Genomic DNA, 14617 nt, shown 5'->3' with positions numbered 1-14617 from the left:
CCCTCTTGGTGGCGGGAGTTTGCGGGACGGTGCTGCTCACCGCGTGCGGCGGTGCGCAGCTCGGTTCGGAGCAGTCTTCCCCCGCGGCTTCCGCCGCCTCCGCGACCAGCACGGCGACGCAGAGCGCCGCGCCGGTCGCGCCCCTCGAGGTGACCGACAAGGCCGCGAAGAACCTGTGCGACATGATGCGGCCGGAGCTGCCGAGCTGGCGTGTCCAGGGGCCGACGCTGGGCCGGATCGGGCTCAACGCCATGGTCCACGAATGGGCGTTCACCAACGGCCAGATCAACGCGCAGGTTCTGGCCGATAAAAGCGTCGTGGACACGGTGACCATCGAGAACTGTTCCGATGTGCACAGCGAGGCCGTCCGCGCGCTCGAGATCCCCGACCTGGCCTCCGGCCTGGCATTCTGATGCGCCCGCTGTACCCGCCGATCGAACCCTACGATCAGGGGTTGCTCGAGGTCGGCGACGGCCAGGCGGTGTACTGGGAGACCAGCGGTAACCCGGACGGTAAACCGGCGGTCTTCCTGCACGGCGGGCCGGGCGGCGGCACCACACCGCAGAACCGCCGCTACTTCGACCCGGACCGCTACCGGATCGTGCTGCTGGACCAGCGCGGATGCGGCCGGTCGACCCCGCATATCGCCGACGGCGCCGAACTGTCGGTCAACACCACCGGCCATCTGATCGGCGATATCGAAGCGCTGCGCGCGGCACTCGGCATCGATCGCTGGCTGGTCTTCGGCGGTTCATGGGGTTCGACCCTGTCGCTGGCCTACGCGCAGCGATATCCGGAGCGGGTCACCGAATTGGTGCTGCGCGGCATCTTCCTGCTGCGCCGCAAGGAAATCGACTGGTACTACAACGGCAGTGCGGGTTACGTGTACCCCGACGAGTGGGAGAAGTTCCTCGCGCCGGTTCCCCCGGACGAACGCGGTGGGGATCTGGTGGAGGCCTACCACCGGCTGCTGCACGCCGCGGACCCTGCGGTCGTCGCCGCGGCGGCCAGCGCCTGGACCACCTGGGAGAGCGCGACCAGTTCACTGCGCCCCGATCCCGAGCGAGTGGCCGAAACCGCCGATGCCCGTTTCGCGCTCGCCTTCGCCCGGATCGAGAACCATTACTTCCGGCACGGCGGTTTCCTCGACGAAGCGCAATTGCTGCGCGATATCGACGCGATCACCCATATTCCCGCCGTCCTCGTGCAGGGCCGTCACGATATCGTCTGTCCCGCGGTCAGCGCCTGGGATCTGCACCGGGCCTGGCCGGAGTCGCGACTGCACATCGTCGACGATGCCGCGCACTCGTCCAGCGAACCGGGAATCGTCGACCGGTTGGTCGAGGCGACCGATACTTTCGCGGCGGTGGATCATGGGTGAGAAGGCGAGCACCGCGGGCGCCGCGCTCACCGAGGCCTTGCGCGCCGATATCGAACGTCTACTCACCGCGGAGCCGGATGTGCGCGCCGACGCCGACGATTCGGTGCACCAGATGCGGGTCGCGACGCGGCGGTTGCGCAGCGTACTGCGCTCCTACAAGAAACTGCTCGATCCCGACGCCGACAACCGGATCCGCACCGAACTCGCCTGGCTGGCCGCGATCCTGGGAGTGGCACGCGACGCCGAGGTGCGAGCCGAACGTTTCGCGGACCTGCTCGACCGGTACGCCGCTCCCGATTCCGCCGCGCTGGAAGCCGCACACGACCGTCTGGTCCGCACCGAGCGCGACCGCTACACCGCCGCGCACGGCGAGGTGCTCGCGGCGCTGGACAGCGACCGCTATCGGGAGATGCGGCGCGAGTTGAAGAAATGGCGTAAGTCCCCGCCCCTGCTGGAGTCGGTCGCCGGAACACCCGCGCGAGAGGTGTTCGACCGGGTGCTGCGCGCCGATCGCAAGAGAGTGCGCCGCCTGGTGCGTGCCGAGCCGACCGTCACACCCACCGACCGGGTGGAACTGCTGCACGATATCCGTAAGAGCGCCAAACGGTTACGTTATTCCTGCGAGGCGGCGACGGCGACACTCGGCGACACTGCCGCGGATCTGGGCAAACGCGCCAAGAATCTGCAAACCGTGCTGGGCGATCACCGCGACGCGGTCGAATCCCATGACGCCCTGCGCGCCCGGGCCGCCGCGGCCCGCGCCGCGGGTGAGGACATCGCCCTGCTCGAAACCCTCGCCGACGCCGAGGACACCGCGGCCGGTCGATGCCTGACGCGCTACCCCGCCGCCGCGGCCGCTATCGACACGGCTTGATACCGACCCGGAAGACCAAGCGCCACAACCGAATCCGGGCATCGGTCGGCAAACGGACCGGGCCGGCGCCGGGTTGCCCCGGCACCGGCCCGAACTGCGGAAACTCCGCGAGACACTACTGCAATGCCAACATCGATCCGCTCAGTTCGTGCAGCGGGCCGAACACGGTGAAAACCACCCGGCCGTTCGGATAGGCCGAGGACACGGCCGCGGCCGCGTCCAGTGCCTGCCCGAACGACGGGGCCGACGGATGCGGAATGCCCGCGACCGCCTGCCCGATATTGTTCTGATCCACCCAGCGAGTATCCGCGGGGCTGAGGTCCACCCGCACTCCACCGGGCATCGGCGTCACCGCGACAGCACCGGCGGAACCGGCGCCCACGGTAGCGAGAACAGATGCGGCCCCGGCGATCAAAGCTCCGGTTGCCAAGGTACGTGCTACCCGCATATGTGTTGTGACCTGTCTTCCGATAGGAATGAATCGGCTCGCTCCGCGAACTCCACGGCCCCGAACGAGCCTGCCGACCCCGCATACTTTATGACGCCGATCACCATTCATGCCAGTTCTACACGAATCCAGCGGGAAAATATCCCGTTGACCGAGCAACTGCTACTGTGGCGAACCGTAAGCGTCCGACTAAATCCCGAGCTGGAGTTTCATCACGTATGTCTACTCTCATCTATGACTATCTGCTTCCCATCCTCGGCCCGCAGCAGGCCACAGCGCTGGCGCAGATGCTCGTGATCGGTCCCTCGGCCTGAGCTGCCGCTGGATGAACGTCGTCCCCCGCCCGGCGGGGGACGGTGTCCATCTCGTGGAGTTACCATCCGGCGGTGTACAGACCGCTACTCCTGCTCTCCGCCGCCCTCATCGCCGTCCTACCGGGCGTTACCGCCTGCCAGAGCGATACCGGCACGCCGGAAACCGCCGCGACCACCACATCCGCCGCGACGAATCCCGATGCCGCGCAACTCGACCAGGTGAAGGCGGGGTCGTTCGTCATCGGCTTCCGCGGCGCGTTCCCCGGCCTGGCCGAAGGGCGTGACGATCCGGCGATCACCGCGATCTTCACCGAAACCTGCGCCGATATCCGGGCCGGCACGCCGGAGGACGAGGTGACCACCGCGTTGACCGACCGGCTCACCGTCGGCGACACCGAACCCACCCCACCCGAAACCGCGGCCGTTCAGCAGATGGTCACGGTTATGTGCCAGGGGTAGCGAACCCCGGCCCTCTCCGTGCCCGGCCGAATTCCGCGGGCCGGCCGCCGCGGCGGAATTCGCCGGAATAGGAACATCGGTCCGACACGCCGCGCGGGCCGACACGCCGGAATTTCCGATCAGCGGTCCACAGGAACCGCACCGAAGAATTCGTCCGCATATCGCCGGGCCCATTGCGCGAAGGTCATCGCCGGACGGCCCCGAATCGTTTCCTCCCGCGAACTCGGCACGAATCCGATTTCCCGACCGAGCGCCGCGGCTAGCTCGCGCACGAGATCGGCACGGGTGAGTTTCTCCGGGCCGGTCAGCGGGTACGCCTTGCCGAGATGTCCTACCTCGGTCAGCGCCACGGCCGCCACGGCCGCGATATCGTCCATCGCGATCGGAGTACCGCCGGCCCCGGCGACAAGCGGCGGCGGTCTCCGCGAGACCCCCGCCGGGCGGATGAGCCGGCCATAAGCCGGATCCTGTCCCCGGTTCGCACCGGGGGGCGGCCATCCATCTGGGCACACCGTCGCCGGGTACCTCGAGCGGTCCACCCGCAGGCTCGGGCGAGCAGCCCTCGAACACCTGCGCAACCGCACCGCGAGGTGCGATCTTCGACCTTGCTCCGGGCGGGGTTTACCTAGCCGCCCCGGTCACCCGGGGCGCTGGTGCGCTCTTACCGCACCGTTTCACCCTTACCGCACGGCCCTCGCGGGCCGTGGGCGGTTTGTTTTCTGTGGCACTGTCCCGCGGGTCGCCCCGGGTTGCCGTTAACAACCGCCCTGCTCTGTGGAGTCCGGACTTTCCTCGACTCCGGGCGTGACACCGATCGGTGTCCGTTCCCGGTGCCGCGACCGCCCGGCCGACTCATCCGCCGCCACAGAATACTCGGTGCGGTCGAGTGGGCCGCCGCCAGTCGCCCGGGGTTGTCGCCACAGCCGGATAGTTCACCGAAGGCAATAACTCGGTACCGTCACTGTTCATGGAGCGCGTCGAGGTCGGCTTCCCGTCGGGAGGTCAGAAATGTGCCGGTTGGTTGTACCTACCGGCCGGCCCGCCCAAGCCCCGCCCCATCGTGGTGATGGGGCACGGGTTGGGGGCCAACAGGGAAATGGGACTGGATCGGTTCGCCCGGCGGTTCGCCGCGGCGGGAATGGGGGTGCTGGCATTCGACTACCGGCATTTCGGGGACAGCGACGGCGATCCCCGGCAGGTCGTCAATCTCGCCCGGCAGCGCGAGGATTGGACGGCCGCCGTGGCCTACGCCCGCACGCTGCGCGGATTCGATGCCACGCGGATCGCGCTGTGGGGCACGTCGCTGGGCGGCGGGCACGCCCTGTCGGTGGCCCCGGACGACGCCTATATCGCGGCGGTGGTCGCCCAGGTTCCGTTCGTCAGCGGATTGTCCTCGGCCCTGGCGAAAGGGTTGCTGAGTTTCGTGAAGGTCGGGACGCGGGCGGTCGCCGATCTGGTGTTCGGCACGGTATTCCGCAAACCGGTTCAGGTCCGGCTCGCCGGTCGTAAACGCGCCACCGCGATGATGAGCGGGACGGAAGTTCCGGCCGGATTCGGCCGGCTGGCCGAGGACAGCCAGAGCTACCGGCCCCAGATCGCGGCCCGCGCCGCCATATCGCTGCTGTTCCACAGCCCGGGCCGGCATGTGAAGGAGCTGAAGATGCCGGTGCTGTACGCGCTGTGCGACAACGACTCGATCACCCCGGTGAAACCGTCGTTACGGGCGGCCGAGAAGACCAAGCACGCGGTGGTGAAGCGCTATCCCGCAGGACATTTCGATATCTATTTCGACGACCTGTTCGAGCAGGCCGTCTACGACCAGACCGAATTCCTGACCTCGGTCCTGCGTCCCTGACCGTGGCACCGGATACCACTGCGCCCATCCGGTACCGCGAATGTTTCCGGGCCGGCGATATACCCGCCGGCCCGGAAACAGCTATTTCACGAGCGATACGTTGAACGGGTACTTGTACTCGCGGCCGTTGTTGGCCGCGATCCCCGCCAGCACACTGAACACGATGCCCGCGATCCACACGATCGGGAACAGCAGCAGGCCGATCAGCACGATCATCAGCACCGCGGACACCACATAGGCGATGGCCAGCACGATCTGGAAGTTCAACGCGTCCACGGCATGTCGCCGCACGAACTCGTCCCGGTCCTTGTACAGCACCCAGACGATGAGCGGCGCGACGAAACCGAGCACGATTCCGCCGAAATGCGCCAGCATGGCCCAGGTCTTGGCGTCGGAGGGCGAAACGGGCGCGTGCTGGGACGCACCGTAGGGCTGTGGCGCGGGGTCGTAGGGTGGTTGGGCGCCGGCGGCCGGCTGCGACGGGTAGGGCTTGTCCGACGTCGGGTCATACGGAGACTGAGGAGTGGTCATCACATTCCAAACTCGCTGGCGACTGGTGTATTTCGAGGATAGAGCGCGCGCTACCCACCAGGGAGTGAAACAAAACCACACCGGGGTGAATTATCGGACAGGTAACACGCGGGGCGGTGACGGCCACGCTCGGACCGCGGAAAAGGCAGCGCGTGCGCTGGGTCGACGGGCGGGTCGACAACTGGCTGGACCGGCAGCGGGCCGGCGGCTCGGCGGCCTGAATATCGGCCGTGGCCGGGAGCCTCATGCTCGACAACTCACCGGCCTTGTCTGATCGCCGACCGGCACTGTCCGGCACGCACAGCGTCCCGATCGAGATCTTGTACCGCCACCCCCTCGCTCCCCGCCCCCGGCACGTTGTTAGATGGCGTAAAGACAATCGACCACACGAGAGGACTTCGAACTCATGGCCGAGAGGATCGCAGTAGTATCCGGCGCCGCCCGCGGTATCGGGGCGGCCATCGCCAAACGGCTGGCGTCCGACGGGATGCAGGTCGGGGTCCTCGACCTCGACGAATCCGCGTGCGCCGAGACCGTGACGGCGATCACGGACGCCGGTGGGAAGGCGATCGCGCTCGGCGCGGATGTCAGCAAGGAAGACTCGGTGACCGCCGCCGTGGAGCGGCTGGCCGCCGAACTCGGCGAGCCGACCGTCGTGGTCAACAATGCGGGCGTGCTGCGCGACAACCTGCTGTTCAAGATGAGCGTCGACGACTGGGACACCGTGCTGGGCGTGCATCTGCGCGGCGCGTTCCTGCTGACCCGGGCCGCCCAGAAGTACATGGTCGACCAGAAGTGGGGCCGCATCGTCAATATGTCCAGCACCTCGGCGCTGGGCAATCGCGGCCAGGTGAACTACTCCGCCGCCAAGGCCGGTATGCAGGGGTTCACCAAAACCCTCGCCTTCGAGCTCGGTAAATACGGGGTCACCGCCAACGCGATCGCGCCCGGTTTCATCGTCACCGATATGACCGCGGCCACCGCTGCCCGGGTCGGCGTCGACTTCGAGGACTTCCAGAAGGGCGCCGCGTCCCAGATCCCGGTGAACCGGGTCGGCTACCCGGAGGACATCGCGCACACCGCGTCGTTCCTGGCCAGCGAAGGGGCCGGTTTCGTCTCGGGACAGGTCATCTACGTGGCCGGCGGCCCGCGGGACTGAACACCGCGGTGGTGGGATGGTCACCGGCCGTCCCACCACCGAGCTCCCGGCGTCCGACCGACCCCCGCCAGCAACAACCGCTCCGCCACAGATCTGCCTCGCAACGGCGGACCACCCGGCCACCACTCGCCCGGCTCGACCAGACCAGGCGTGACCAGCCGTAGGCCGTCGAACAGTCCGGCGATCTGCGCGCGAGTCCGGAACCAGCCGGACCCGAGTGTCTCCAGGTACCGGAGTCGGCACGACAGCGCATACGGGTGGAGGTCGTCGCCGGGGCCCGGGTCGTGGAGGTGGGTGAGCACCAGGAACGAGCCGGGCGGCAGCACCTGGGCCCAGCCGCGCACGATCCCGGCAGGGTCCTGGTCGTCCTCGAGGTGATGCAGCACCCCGCACAGCAGCACGGCGATCGGTTCCTCCGGATCGAGGTAGGTGCGCACACCCGGTTCGTGCAGCAGGTTGGGGTCGGTGAGATCGCCTGGAAGGTAATGCGTTCGGTCGTCGGTCGCCAGCAGGGCGCGGCCGTGCGCGACGCACACCGGATCATTGTCGATGTAAACGACGGTCGGCCGATCCGCTGCTGGGATCACCTGCGAAAGGCCCACGATCTGGTGCGTGTCGACCCGGCGGGCCTCCGGGACCGGCAGGCCCGCACCGAGGTCGAGGAACTGCCGCACCCCGACCGTGCCCGCGAGGTACCGCAGCACTCGCTGCTGGAACTCCCGGCTCGCCCATGCCGCTGCGCACTGGCCCGGCGCCGACTTCTCGAGTTCCAGGACGACCTCCACGTCCGGCGGGTAATTGTCCTTCCCACCGAGCATTCTGTTGCAGACCCGCGCGATACTCGGACGGGCGGCGTCGACACCCACCGCCTTCCGTACCCCGGTCCGCGGCACGGGCTCGGTCACGTCCGCACCTCGGTCGTGTAGTGCAGGGCGTCGTAGTAGCGGCGGCATCGATGCGCGGCATGAGTCGCCAGCTCGTGATGGGCGTGTGCGTTCCCCCGGATCGGTTCCCGGCTCCGGCACTCCGATCCCGTGACCGCGGGTTCGGTCCCAGTAGTGGGGTCAGCAGGCACGGTGCCCCGCCCGCCGCTCGGCCTTCCACCGTGCGATCACACCGTCCACCTCACGTTGCAGACGTTCGCCGTCCTCCCGGGTCGGCTCGTACAGCGCGCCGGTGTCGGTGTCGAGCGCGATCAATCCGTCCCGGGTCCGTTCGAGCAGTTCTCGATACTCGGCGGCCTCCGTCCACAATCGCAGCGTCGACGACATCGCCTCGTTGTTGACCAGCGCGAGGCCGGCCGATCGCGGGGCCGCGTTCGGTATCCGGATCGGTAGTGGTTCCACGGCCGCTCTCCGGTTCTCGCAATCCATAGCTCCTGGTTCCTTTCGCTCGCGCAGTCCCGTGACAGCCGCGACGTCAAGGACGTGGGCGTCACCCACCGAAGCGAATCGGCAGAGGTGGGAAGCCCTGGAGGGCTCACCTGACGCCGCGACTTGCCCTCAGCATCACGCCGAGCGGCGGCCCACGGACGGCCCATAGCGGCCCACTTCGGCCTACATTTGGCCCACTCTCCGTGCGGCACTGCCGATATGAGGTGCAATATCGGCACGTTGACGGCCGTGAGTGGAGGTAGGTATGGGCAGAGAACCGCGTACTCGACTCGAACAGCTCGCCGCCGAGCACGGCTTCGGCACCGGCGACTTTCAGAGGGAATTCGCCAGCCGCGCCGAGACGCTCGGCATAGAGGTCGAGGTCTCGCGCAGCGCTACGAAGCGCTGGTTTCACGGCGGCGCGGGTCGACCCCGGCCCAGCGCACGGCGCGTGCTCGAAGCTTGGTTCGGTGAACCCATTGCTGTCCTACTCGGCCCGCCGCACAACGCGACTCACAGTCGACCCGCCACTGAACAGGAGCTTGCTGTGTCCGCAGCACACAAATCGGTGAACCACGCCATCGAAGCCGCATCCGCACTGGACCCCTCCGCGCTCGAGCATCTCCACGCGGCCGCAGGCAAAGCTGCGACCGCGTACTACGTCACTCCCCCGCTGGAACTGCTGAACGACCTGGTCGCGTTACGTGACACCGTCTATGACCAGCTCGACCGGACGCACAAGCCGCTGCAGCAGGCGGCGCTGTACCTGCTGGCCGGACAGGTGTGCGGGCTGCTGTCGTCGGTGTCCTGGGACCTCGGTCTGGTGGAACCGGCCGAGGAGCAGGCCCGCGCCGCCTACACCTACGGCTGCATCATCGACCACCCTTCTCTCCAGGCGTGGGCACGCGCATTGCAGGTCACTCTCGCGTTCTGGTCCGGGTTCCCGCGCCGCGCCAACCGGATCGCCGAGGCGGCGCTCGACACCGCACCGGCCGGGACCGCGCGAGCGCGGTTGCACTCCGTCAACGCGCGAGCGCTGTCGATGCTCGGCGCTCGCGGCGAGGTCCATACCGAACTCGAATCAGCTGCCGCAGAACTCGATCGAGCCGGCCACGACGAATTCCTGGACGAGGTCGGCGGCGAACTAGCGTTCGACCGAGCTCGTCGCGCGCTTTGCGCAGGCGCGGCGTATGTCGCGCTCGGCGACGGTGAGCAGGCCGAACAGGCGGCGCTTCAAGCGGTCGACCTGTTCGCCACCATCCCTCCAGCACAGCGCTGGGGCGCGGGTGCGCTCGGTGCGCACGTCGATCTGGGCGCTGCCCGCACACTGCGCGACGACCTCGCGGGGGCACAGGAAGCGTTGCGGCCGGTGTTCGAATTGCCGCCCGCGCGCCGCACCGAAGCCATAGCACTGCGGCTACATGCGCTCGCCCGCGCTCTCGGCAACTCCCGCTACAGGGGTGCGACCGAGGCGTTGCAACTCGGCGCAGCTATCGAGGACTTCACCTCGATATCGCTGTCTCGCACGACTGGTATGCGGGCACTGCCAACCTCGAAGTAGCTATTCACTGCCGCAATGGTCGAGCTGGGCGGCATCCCACAAACCGAGAATCACCGCCTCACGCGCCGGGCTGATCCCGAGTTCGCCCGCACGCTCATGCGCCACTGCGGCACCGCCGGTGGTCAGCCATGCCCAGGTGTCGGCGACCGTCTCACGAATGGGGCGGCAAGCGAACCCCGCCCTGCGAGCGCCGTCGGCGTCTACATTCCAGGCGCCCGGATAAGTGCGCCAGAGCGGAAGTTCGGTCCACTGGCGGATGCCTTGCTCGGCGAGCCACTGCTCATCGGTCACCCACTCCAGGACCGCGCTACTGCTCGTGACGTCTCGGCAAGCTCCGAGCATGTCGCCCATACGCTCGCGGCGTGCCGCTGTCAGGTTGTAGACACCGGTCAGGTCGCAAGTCAGCGCGAACGCGGCGACGTCCCGGACGTCTACGGGCTGTATCGGCCGGTCAGGGCTGCCGGGCGCGAGCACGCGGCCGCCGCGCTGCATACGCCGGAGCCACCACTCCAGGCGGCCGACGTACTCGTGTGGCCCGAGAATGACACCGGGCCGCAGGATCGTGGTCCGCGCCGGGCCGAATATTTCGGTGACGGCACGCTCGCAGCCGGCCTTGCCGAATCCGTAGGTCGACGGTCCGGGGTCGCCGTCGTATCCGTAATCCGGTCCGGCATCGGACGGACACTCCAGCACCGAAGACGACTCGCTCAATGGTTCGATCGGCCACCCTTCGTACACCGATACGGTGGACACCAACACGTAGCGGTCGGCCACCGGCTCCAGTGCGCGGGCCAGTCGCAGGGTTTCGCGCGGCACGAAGCTCGAGGTGTCGAGCACGACATCCCAGGGCCCGGACCTTGCCAGGCGTGCAAGATCGTCGGGCTCCGTGCGGTCGCCACGCACGGTGGTCACACCCTCGACGTCGGTGCCGGATCTGCCGCGCCGGAACGTTGTCACCTCCCAGCCCTGTGCCACCGACTGTTCGGCGATCTCGCGACCGAGGAACCAGGAACCGCCCAAGATGAGAACTCGCGTCACCCTTGCCATTGTGGCTCGTCGGTCACGCGGCGGGCGAAAGGTGCCGCAGCCGTTCGAGGAGGACCGCGAGCAGAGCTACCCGTTCGGGCATCGCAGTAACGTCGACATGTTCGTTGCGGGCGTGCGGGTGACCGCCGACCGCGCCGAGTCCATCCAGCGTGGGCACCCCGATCGCGGCTGTCAGGTTGCCATCCGAGGCGCCGCCGGACCTGACAGCCTGCAATGGGCCGATGCCGAGTTCTCGCGCAGCCGACGCGGCCTCGCCGAACAGCCGGCGCGCGCTGTGCTCCTCGAACGGTGGCCTGTCGATCTCGCCGGTCACCGTTACCGTGGCACCCGGCAGGTGCGGGGCCAGCGCGAACATCGCCCGGTCCACCTGTTGGAGGTCCGACAGAGCCCATGACCGCGCATCCACTGCGCACTGCGCCGATTCTGGAACGGTGTTCACGGTGGTCCCCGCCGTCAGGACCGTGGGCACCACCGATGTGTCACCGGAAGCCAGATCGGCGATCGCGAGAATCTGGTGCGCCAGCTCGACGCCCGCGTTCACCCCCAGCTCCGGCTCCAATCCGGCATGGGCTGCCCGGCCGGTCACGGAGACGCGGTAGTTGGCGATCCCCTTACGTCCGATTTTCACCGCGCCACCGTCCGCGCTCGGCTCACACACCAGGACGGCCCCGGCCTTCCGCGCTTGTTCCTCGATCAGCACCCGCGACGACGCCGAACCGACCTCCTCGTCACTGGTCAGCAGGACACTGACATGCGACGCGTCCTGGAGGAGTTCGATCGCCGCAATCACCTGGACGATTCCGCCCTTCATGTCGAACGTGCCGGGGCCGGTGGCAATCCCGTCTGTGATCGAGAACGGCCAGTCGGCGGTTGTACCCACTGGCCACACAGTGTCGAAATGACCCAGCACCAGCACCCGGGGATCGGGGGCCTCGGCCAGGACGTGCACGTTCTCGCCTACCCGTTCCAGCCGGACGGAACGCTCGAGCGCTGCCGACAGCCACGGCCGGATCAACACGGCACAGACTTCCAGGCCCCGCTGATCATTCGACGGTGACTCGCAGTCCACCAGCATGCGAAAGCGGTCCAGCATGTCGGGAAGCTTGCTCGCGGCGGTTTCGAGTGCGTTGTTGTTGTCGCCCATCGCCTGATCTTCCTACGCCCGTGTCAGAGTGTGTCACGTGCCGACCGATTCGCGTCATCGCTGGAACCACAACACGCACTACTACCCGGCCGTCCTCGATACCGCTCCTGCCGGAGCCCGGACCGCGCTGGACGTGGGAACCGGCGACGGACTCCTGGCGACGGATCTGCGCGAACGAGTACCCGATGTCACCGCCATAGATTCCGACCCGGCGGTACTCGACCGAGCCCGCGAAACCGGCGCAGAGGTCCGCTGGGTGCTCGGCGATGTCATGACCTATCCGCTGCCCGAGGAGCACTACGACCTGGTGGCCGCGGTGGCGAGCGTGCACCATCTGCCCGATCTCGCCTCCGGTCTGCGACGGCTGGCGGATCTCACCGCCGTGGGTGGCAAACTGGTCGTCATCGGGCTCGCGCGGAGCGCGTCGATAAGCGACTACGCCATGAACGTGGCCGGGACGGTGCAGCATCGGGTTCTCGCACGGTCTCGTGGCTTCTGGCAGCACACCGCACCGATGGAGATGAATTTTCCACACACCTACGCGCAAGCCCGGCGCATCGCCGCGGCGACCCTGCCCGGGATGATCTGGCGGCGGCTTCCGCTCTTCCGCTACTCCGTCACTTGGCACAATCAGCGGCGATAACTCGGTTGCCGCGCAGTCTTTTTCGGCACACCATCGCGTAATGCGGATACGAAGTATCGGGCCCGACGACTGGCCGACCGCCCGAGCGGTCCGCCTCGACGCCCTGGCCGGTTCCCCGCCGGGTACGTTCTCCACGACCCACGCGGAGGCACTGGTGTGGGAGGCACATCAGTGGCGGGAGTGGGCTACCCGGCGAATCCTGTTCGTCGCGGAAACGGGAGCGATGCCGGTGGGTTCAGCGGGTGTCATCACCAGCGTGGACGGGCCGCTGCTGGTGTCGATGTGGACCGCGCCCGTGGCACGCCGGACGGGGGTCTCGGATCAGTTGGTTCGGACGGTGATCGGCTGGGCGATCGACGCCGGGCACCGGACGTTGCGCCTGTGGGTCATCGAGGGGAACCGCCCGGCCGAGCAGCTGTATCTACGCCAGGGGTTCACCCGCACCGGGGCGGTCCAACCCTGCGGAGACGACGACCCGCGACCCGAGAACGAGATGATCCTGACGCTGCCGACCGGATGAGAGGTTTGCCGCTTTTCCCTCTTTTGTTCCGCATATCCGGCTATATACTGCCCTCCGTGACGTATCTGCGGATCAAGGAAGCCGCCGGGCTGCTCGGAGTCAGTGATGACACCGTGCGGCGCTGGATCGATCAGGGGCGGCTTCCGGCGGTCCGCCTGGAGAACGGGCGCAAAGGTGTCGAGGGCCGGGATCTGGCGGAATTCGCGCGGCAGAACGCCGAGGCGCCCGACCCCGGGGTTACTGTGGCGGCCTCGGCTCGCAACCGGATGCGCGGAATCGTCACCAGGGTCGTCACCGACACGGTGATGGCGCAGGTGGAGATGCAGGCCGGGCCGTTCCGGCTGGTGTCGCTGCTGAGCCGGGAATCGGTGGACGAACTCGGTATCGAAGTGGGCAGTGTGACGGTCGCGTCGGTCAAGTCGACGCATGTGGTGGTCGAGATTCCGGAGAGCTGACGATGAGAACAGTAGGGCGTGTACTGCGCTGCCTGGCCCCGGCGGCCGTGCTGATCACCATGCTGGCGGGTTGCGCCGCCGACGACTCCGGGGACAGCGCCGGGAGCGGTCCCGAGGACGGCCTCGTCGGGACCGTCAACGTTTTCGCGGCGGCCTCGCTCACCGAAACCTTCACCACGCTCGGCGAGAGGTTCGAGCAAGCGCATCCCGGAGTCGACGTGGTGTTCAATTTCGGCGGCAGTTCGGCGCTGGCCGAACAGATCCGGCAGGGCGCCCCGGCCGACGTGTTCGCCTCCGCGGCGCCCCGCAATATGGAACAGGTGCAGGAATCCGGCGATGTCACCGCCGGGCCGGTCACCTTCGTGCGCAACCGCCTCGAGATCGCCGTTCCCACCGGCAATCCGGGCAGCATCAGCGGACTCGCCGATTTCGGCCGCCCCGAGCACCGGATCGCGTTGTGCGCCGAACAGGTGCCGTGCGGGGCGGCGGCCGACAAGGTCTTCACCGCGGCGGGTGTGACGCCGCAACCCGACACCCGCGAACCCGATGTGAAAGCGGTACTGACCAAGGTCACCCTCGGCGAGGTCGACGCGGCGCTGGTGTACCGCACCGATGTCCGGGCCGCGGGCGATACCGTCACCGGAATCGAATTCCCGGAATCCGACGGGGCGATCAACGACTACCCGATCGCGCCATTGGCCGCAGCGCCCAACCCGGCGGCGGCCGCGGCCTTCGTCGATTACGTCATCTCCCCACAGGCTCGGTCGGTCTTCACGACGGCCGGTTTCGACACCCCGTGAGCCCGAGTCCGGCGCGGCGCCGCACAGCGGCGCTGCGGCGGCGCCGGGCGGTC

At 68.0% G+C, this 14617-nt stretch carries 18 protein-coding genes and 1 other RNA gene; 11 read left to right on the top strand and 8 right to left on the bottom strand.

Annotation, left to right across the window (positions count from 1 at the left end):
• The first annotated feature begins 8 nt into the window (after positions 1–8).
• Genes OG804_RS30325 through OG804_RS30315 form a run of 3 tightly spaced genes read left to right on the top strand, consistent with a single transcriptional unit; the run spans position 9 to position 2255 of the window.
• Positions 9–413 carry a hypothetical protein gene (locus tag OG804_RS30325; protein WP_328392052.1) on the top strand — a complete coding sequence of 135 codons (405 nt, stop codon included), beginning with the start codon at positions 9–11 and terminating at the stop codon, positions 411–413.
• Positions 413–1381 carry a prolyl aminopeptidase gene (pip, locus tag OG804_RS30320; RefSeq protein WP_328392051.1) on the top strand — a complete coding sequence of 323 codons (969 nt, stop codon included), beginning with the start codon at positions 413–415 and terminating at the stop codon, positions 1379–1381. Before OG804_RS30325 ends, pip begins: the two co-directional genes overlap by 1 nt.
• Positions 1374–2255 carry a CHAD domain-containing protein gene (locus tag OG804_RS30315; protein ID WP_328392050.1) on the top strand — a complete coding sequence of 294 codons (882 nt, stop codon included), beginning with the start codon at positions 1374–1376 and terminating at the stop codon, positions 2253–2255. The genes pip and OG804_RS30315 overlap by 8 nt, the downstream gene beginning before the upstream one ends.
• Positions 2256–2370: 115 nt before the next feature.
• On the opposite strand, the gene OG804_RS30310 is transcribed toward OG804_RS30315, so the two are convergent.
• Positions 2371–2637 carry a hypothetical protein gene (locus tag OG804_RS30310; protein WP_328392049.1) on the bottom strand — a complete coding sequence of 89 codons (267 nt, stop codon included), beginning with the start codon at positions 2635–2637 and terminating at the stop codon, positions 2371–2373.
• Between the two features lie 452 nt (positions 2638–3089).
• Between OG804_RS30310 and OG804_RS30305 the strand changes: the two genes are divergently transcribed.
• Entirely contained in the window at positions 3090–3476 is a 387-nt protein-coding gene (locus OG804_RS30305) for a hypothetical protein (RefSeq protein ID WP_328392048.1), read from the top strand.
• A 119-nt stretch (positions 3477–3595) separates the two neighbouring features.
• Here OG804_RS30305 and OG804_RS30300 read toward each other — a convergent pair whose 3' ends face one another.
• Both OG804_RS30300 and rnpB read right to left on the bottom strand, forming a co-directional pair.
• Positions 3596–3853, bottom strand: coding sequence for a hypothetical protein (locus tag OG804_RS30300; RefSeq protein ID WP_442941673.1), 258 nt, complete (start codon positions 3851–3853; stop codon positions 3596–3598).
• A 64-nt stretch (positions 3854–3917) separates the two neighbouring features.
• Positions 3918–4331, bottom strand: an RNA gene (gene rnpB, locus OG804_RS30295) — RNase P RNA component class A.
• Between the two features lie 112 nt (positions 4332–4443).
• Between rnpB and OG804_RS30290 the strand changes: the two genes are divergently transcribed.
• Positions 4444–5331, top strand: a complete 888-nt coding sequence (locus tag OG804_RS30290) for an alpha/beta hydrolase (RefSeq protein WP_328392047.1) — start codon at positions 4444–4446, stop codon at positions 5329–5331.
• Positions 5332–5412: 81 nt separating this feature from the next.
• Here OG804_RS30290 and OG804_RS30285 read toward each other — a convergent pair whose 3' ends face one another.
• Entirely contained in the window at positions 5413–5862 is a 450-nt protein-coding gene (locus OG804_RS30285) for a DUF4870 domain-containing protein (protein ID WP_328392046.1), read from the bottom strand.
• Between the two features lie 406 nt (positions 5863–6268).
• Here OG804_RS30285 and fabG point away from each other — a divergent pair, with 406 nt between their 5' ends.
• Complete coding sequence (gene fabG / locus OG804_RS30280) at positions 6269–7021, top strand: 3-oxoacyl-ACP reductase FabG (protein WP_328392045.1); 753 nt, start codon at positions 6269–6271, stop codon at positions 7019–7021.
• Between the two features lie 20 nt (positions 7022–7041).
• Here the strand turns inward: fabG and OG804_RS30275 are convergent, their stop codons facing one another.
• On the bottom strand, positions 7042–7926 hold the full coding sequence (locus OG804_RS30275) for an SAM-dependent methyltransferase (protein ID WP_328392044.1): 885 nt from the start codon (positions 7924–7926) through the stop codon (positions 7042–7044).
• 159 nt (positions 7927–8085) lie between these two features.
• Positions 8086–8367 carry a hypothetical protein gene (locus OG804_RS30270; RefSeq protein ID WP_328392043.1) on the bottom strand — a complete coding sequence of 94 codons (282 nt, stop codon included), beginning with the start codon at positions 8365–8367 and terminating at the stop codon, positions 8086–8088.
• A 574-nt stretch (positions 8368–8941) separates the two neighbouring features.
• Between OG804_RS30270 and OG804_RS30265 the strand changes: the two genes are divergently transcribed.
• On the top strand, positions 8942–9955 hold the full coding sequence (locus tag OG804_RS30265) for a hypothetical protein (protein WP_328392042.1): 1014 nt from the start codon (positions 8942–8944) through the stop codon (positions 9953–9955).
• Here OG804_RS30265 and OG804_RS30260 read toward each other — a convergent pair whose 3' ends face one another.
• Together OG804_RS30260 and OG804_RS30255 are read right to left on the bottom strand one after the other, a co-directional pair.
• A complete protein-coding gene (locus OG804_RS30260; protein ID WP_328392041.1) occupies positions 9956–10993 on the bottom strand; it encodes an NAD-dependent epimerase/dehydratase family protein in 1038 nt (345 codons plus the stop codon).
• Between the two features lie 22 nt (positions 10994–11015).
• A complete protein-coding gene (locus tag OG804_RS30255; protein ID WP_328392040.1) occupies positions 11016–12146 on the bottom strand; it encodes a M20 family metallopeptidase in 1131 nt (376 codons plus the stop codon).
• A 37-nt stretch (positions 12147–12183) separates the two neighbouring features.
• On the opposite strand from OG804_RS30255, the gene OG804_RS30250 reads away from it, so the two are divergent.
• The 4 genes from OG804_RS30250 to modA are packed head-to-tail and all read left to right on the top strand — an operon-like array spanning position 12184 to position 14564.
• A complete protein-coding gene (locus tag OG804_RS30250) occupies positions 12184–12789 on the top strand; it encodes a class I SAM-dependent methyltransferase (RefSeq protein WP_328392039.1) in 606 nt (201 codons plus the stop codon).
• Between the two features lie 40 nt (positions 12790–12829).
• Complete coding sequence (locus tag OG804_RS30245; RefSeq protein WP_328392038.1) at positions 12830–13309, top strand: GNAT family N-acetyltransferase; 480 nt, start codon at positions 12830–12832, stop codon at positions 13307–13309.
• Positions 13310–13365: 56 nt separating this feature from the next.
• On the top strand, positions 13366–13764 hold the full coding sequence (locus tag OG804_RS30240) for a TOBE domain-containing protein (protein WP_328392037.1): 399 nt from the start codon (positions 13366–13368) through the stop codon (positions 13762–13764).
• 2 nt (positions 13765–13766) lie between these two features.
• Positions 13767–14564, top strand: a complete 798-nt coding sequence (modA, locus tag OG804_RS30235; RefSeq protein WP_328392036.1) for a molybdate ABC transporter substrate-binding protein — start codon at positions 13767–13769, stop codon at positions 14562–14564.
• The last annotated feature ends 53 nt before the right edge of the window (positions 14565–14617 follow it).

The sequence above is a fragment of the Nocardia sp. NBC_00416 genome, from assembly GCF_036032445.1.
Classification (GTDB): Bacteria; Actinomycetota; Actinomycetes; order Mycobacteriales; family Mycobacteriaceae; genus Nocardia.
This window is presented reverse-complemented; position numbering and strand designations above follow the sequence as displayed.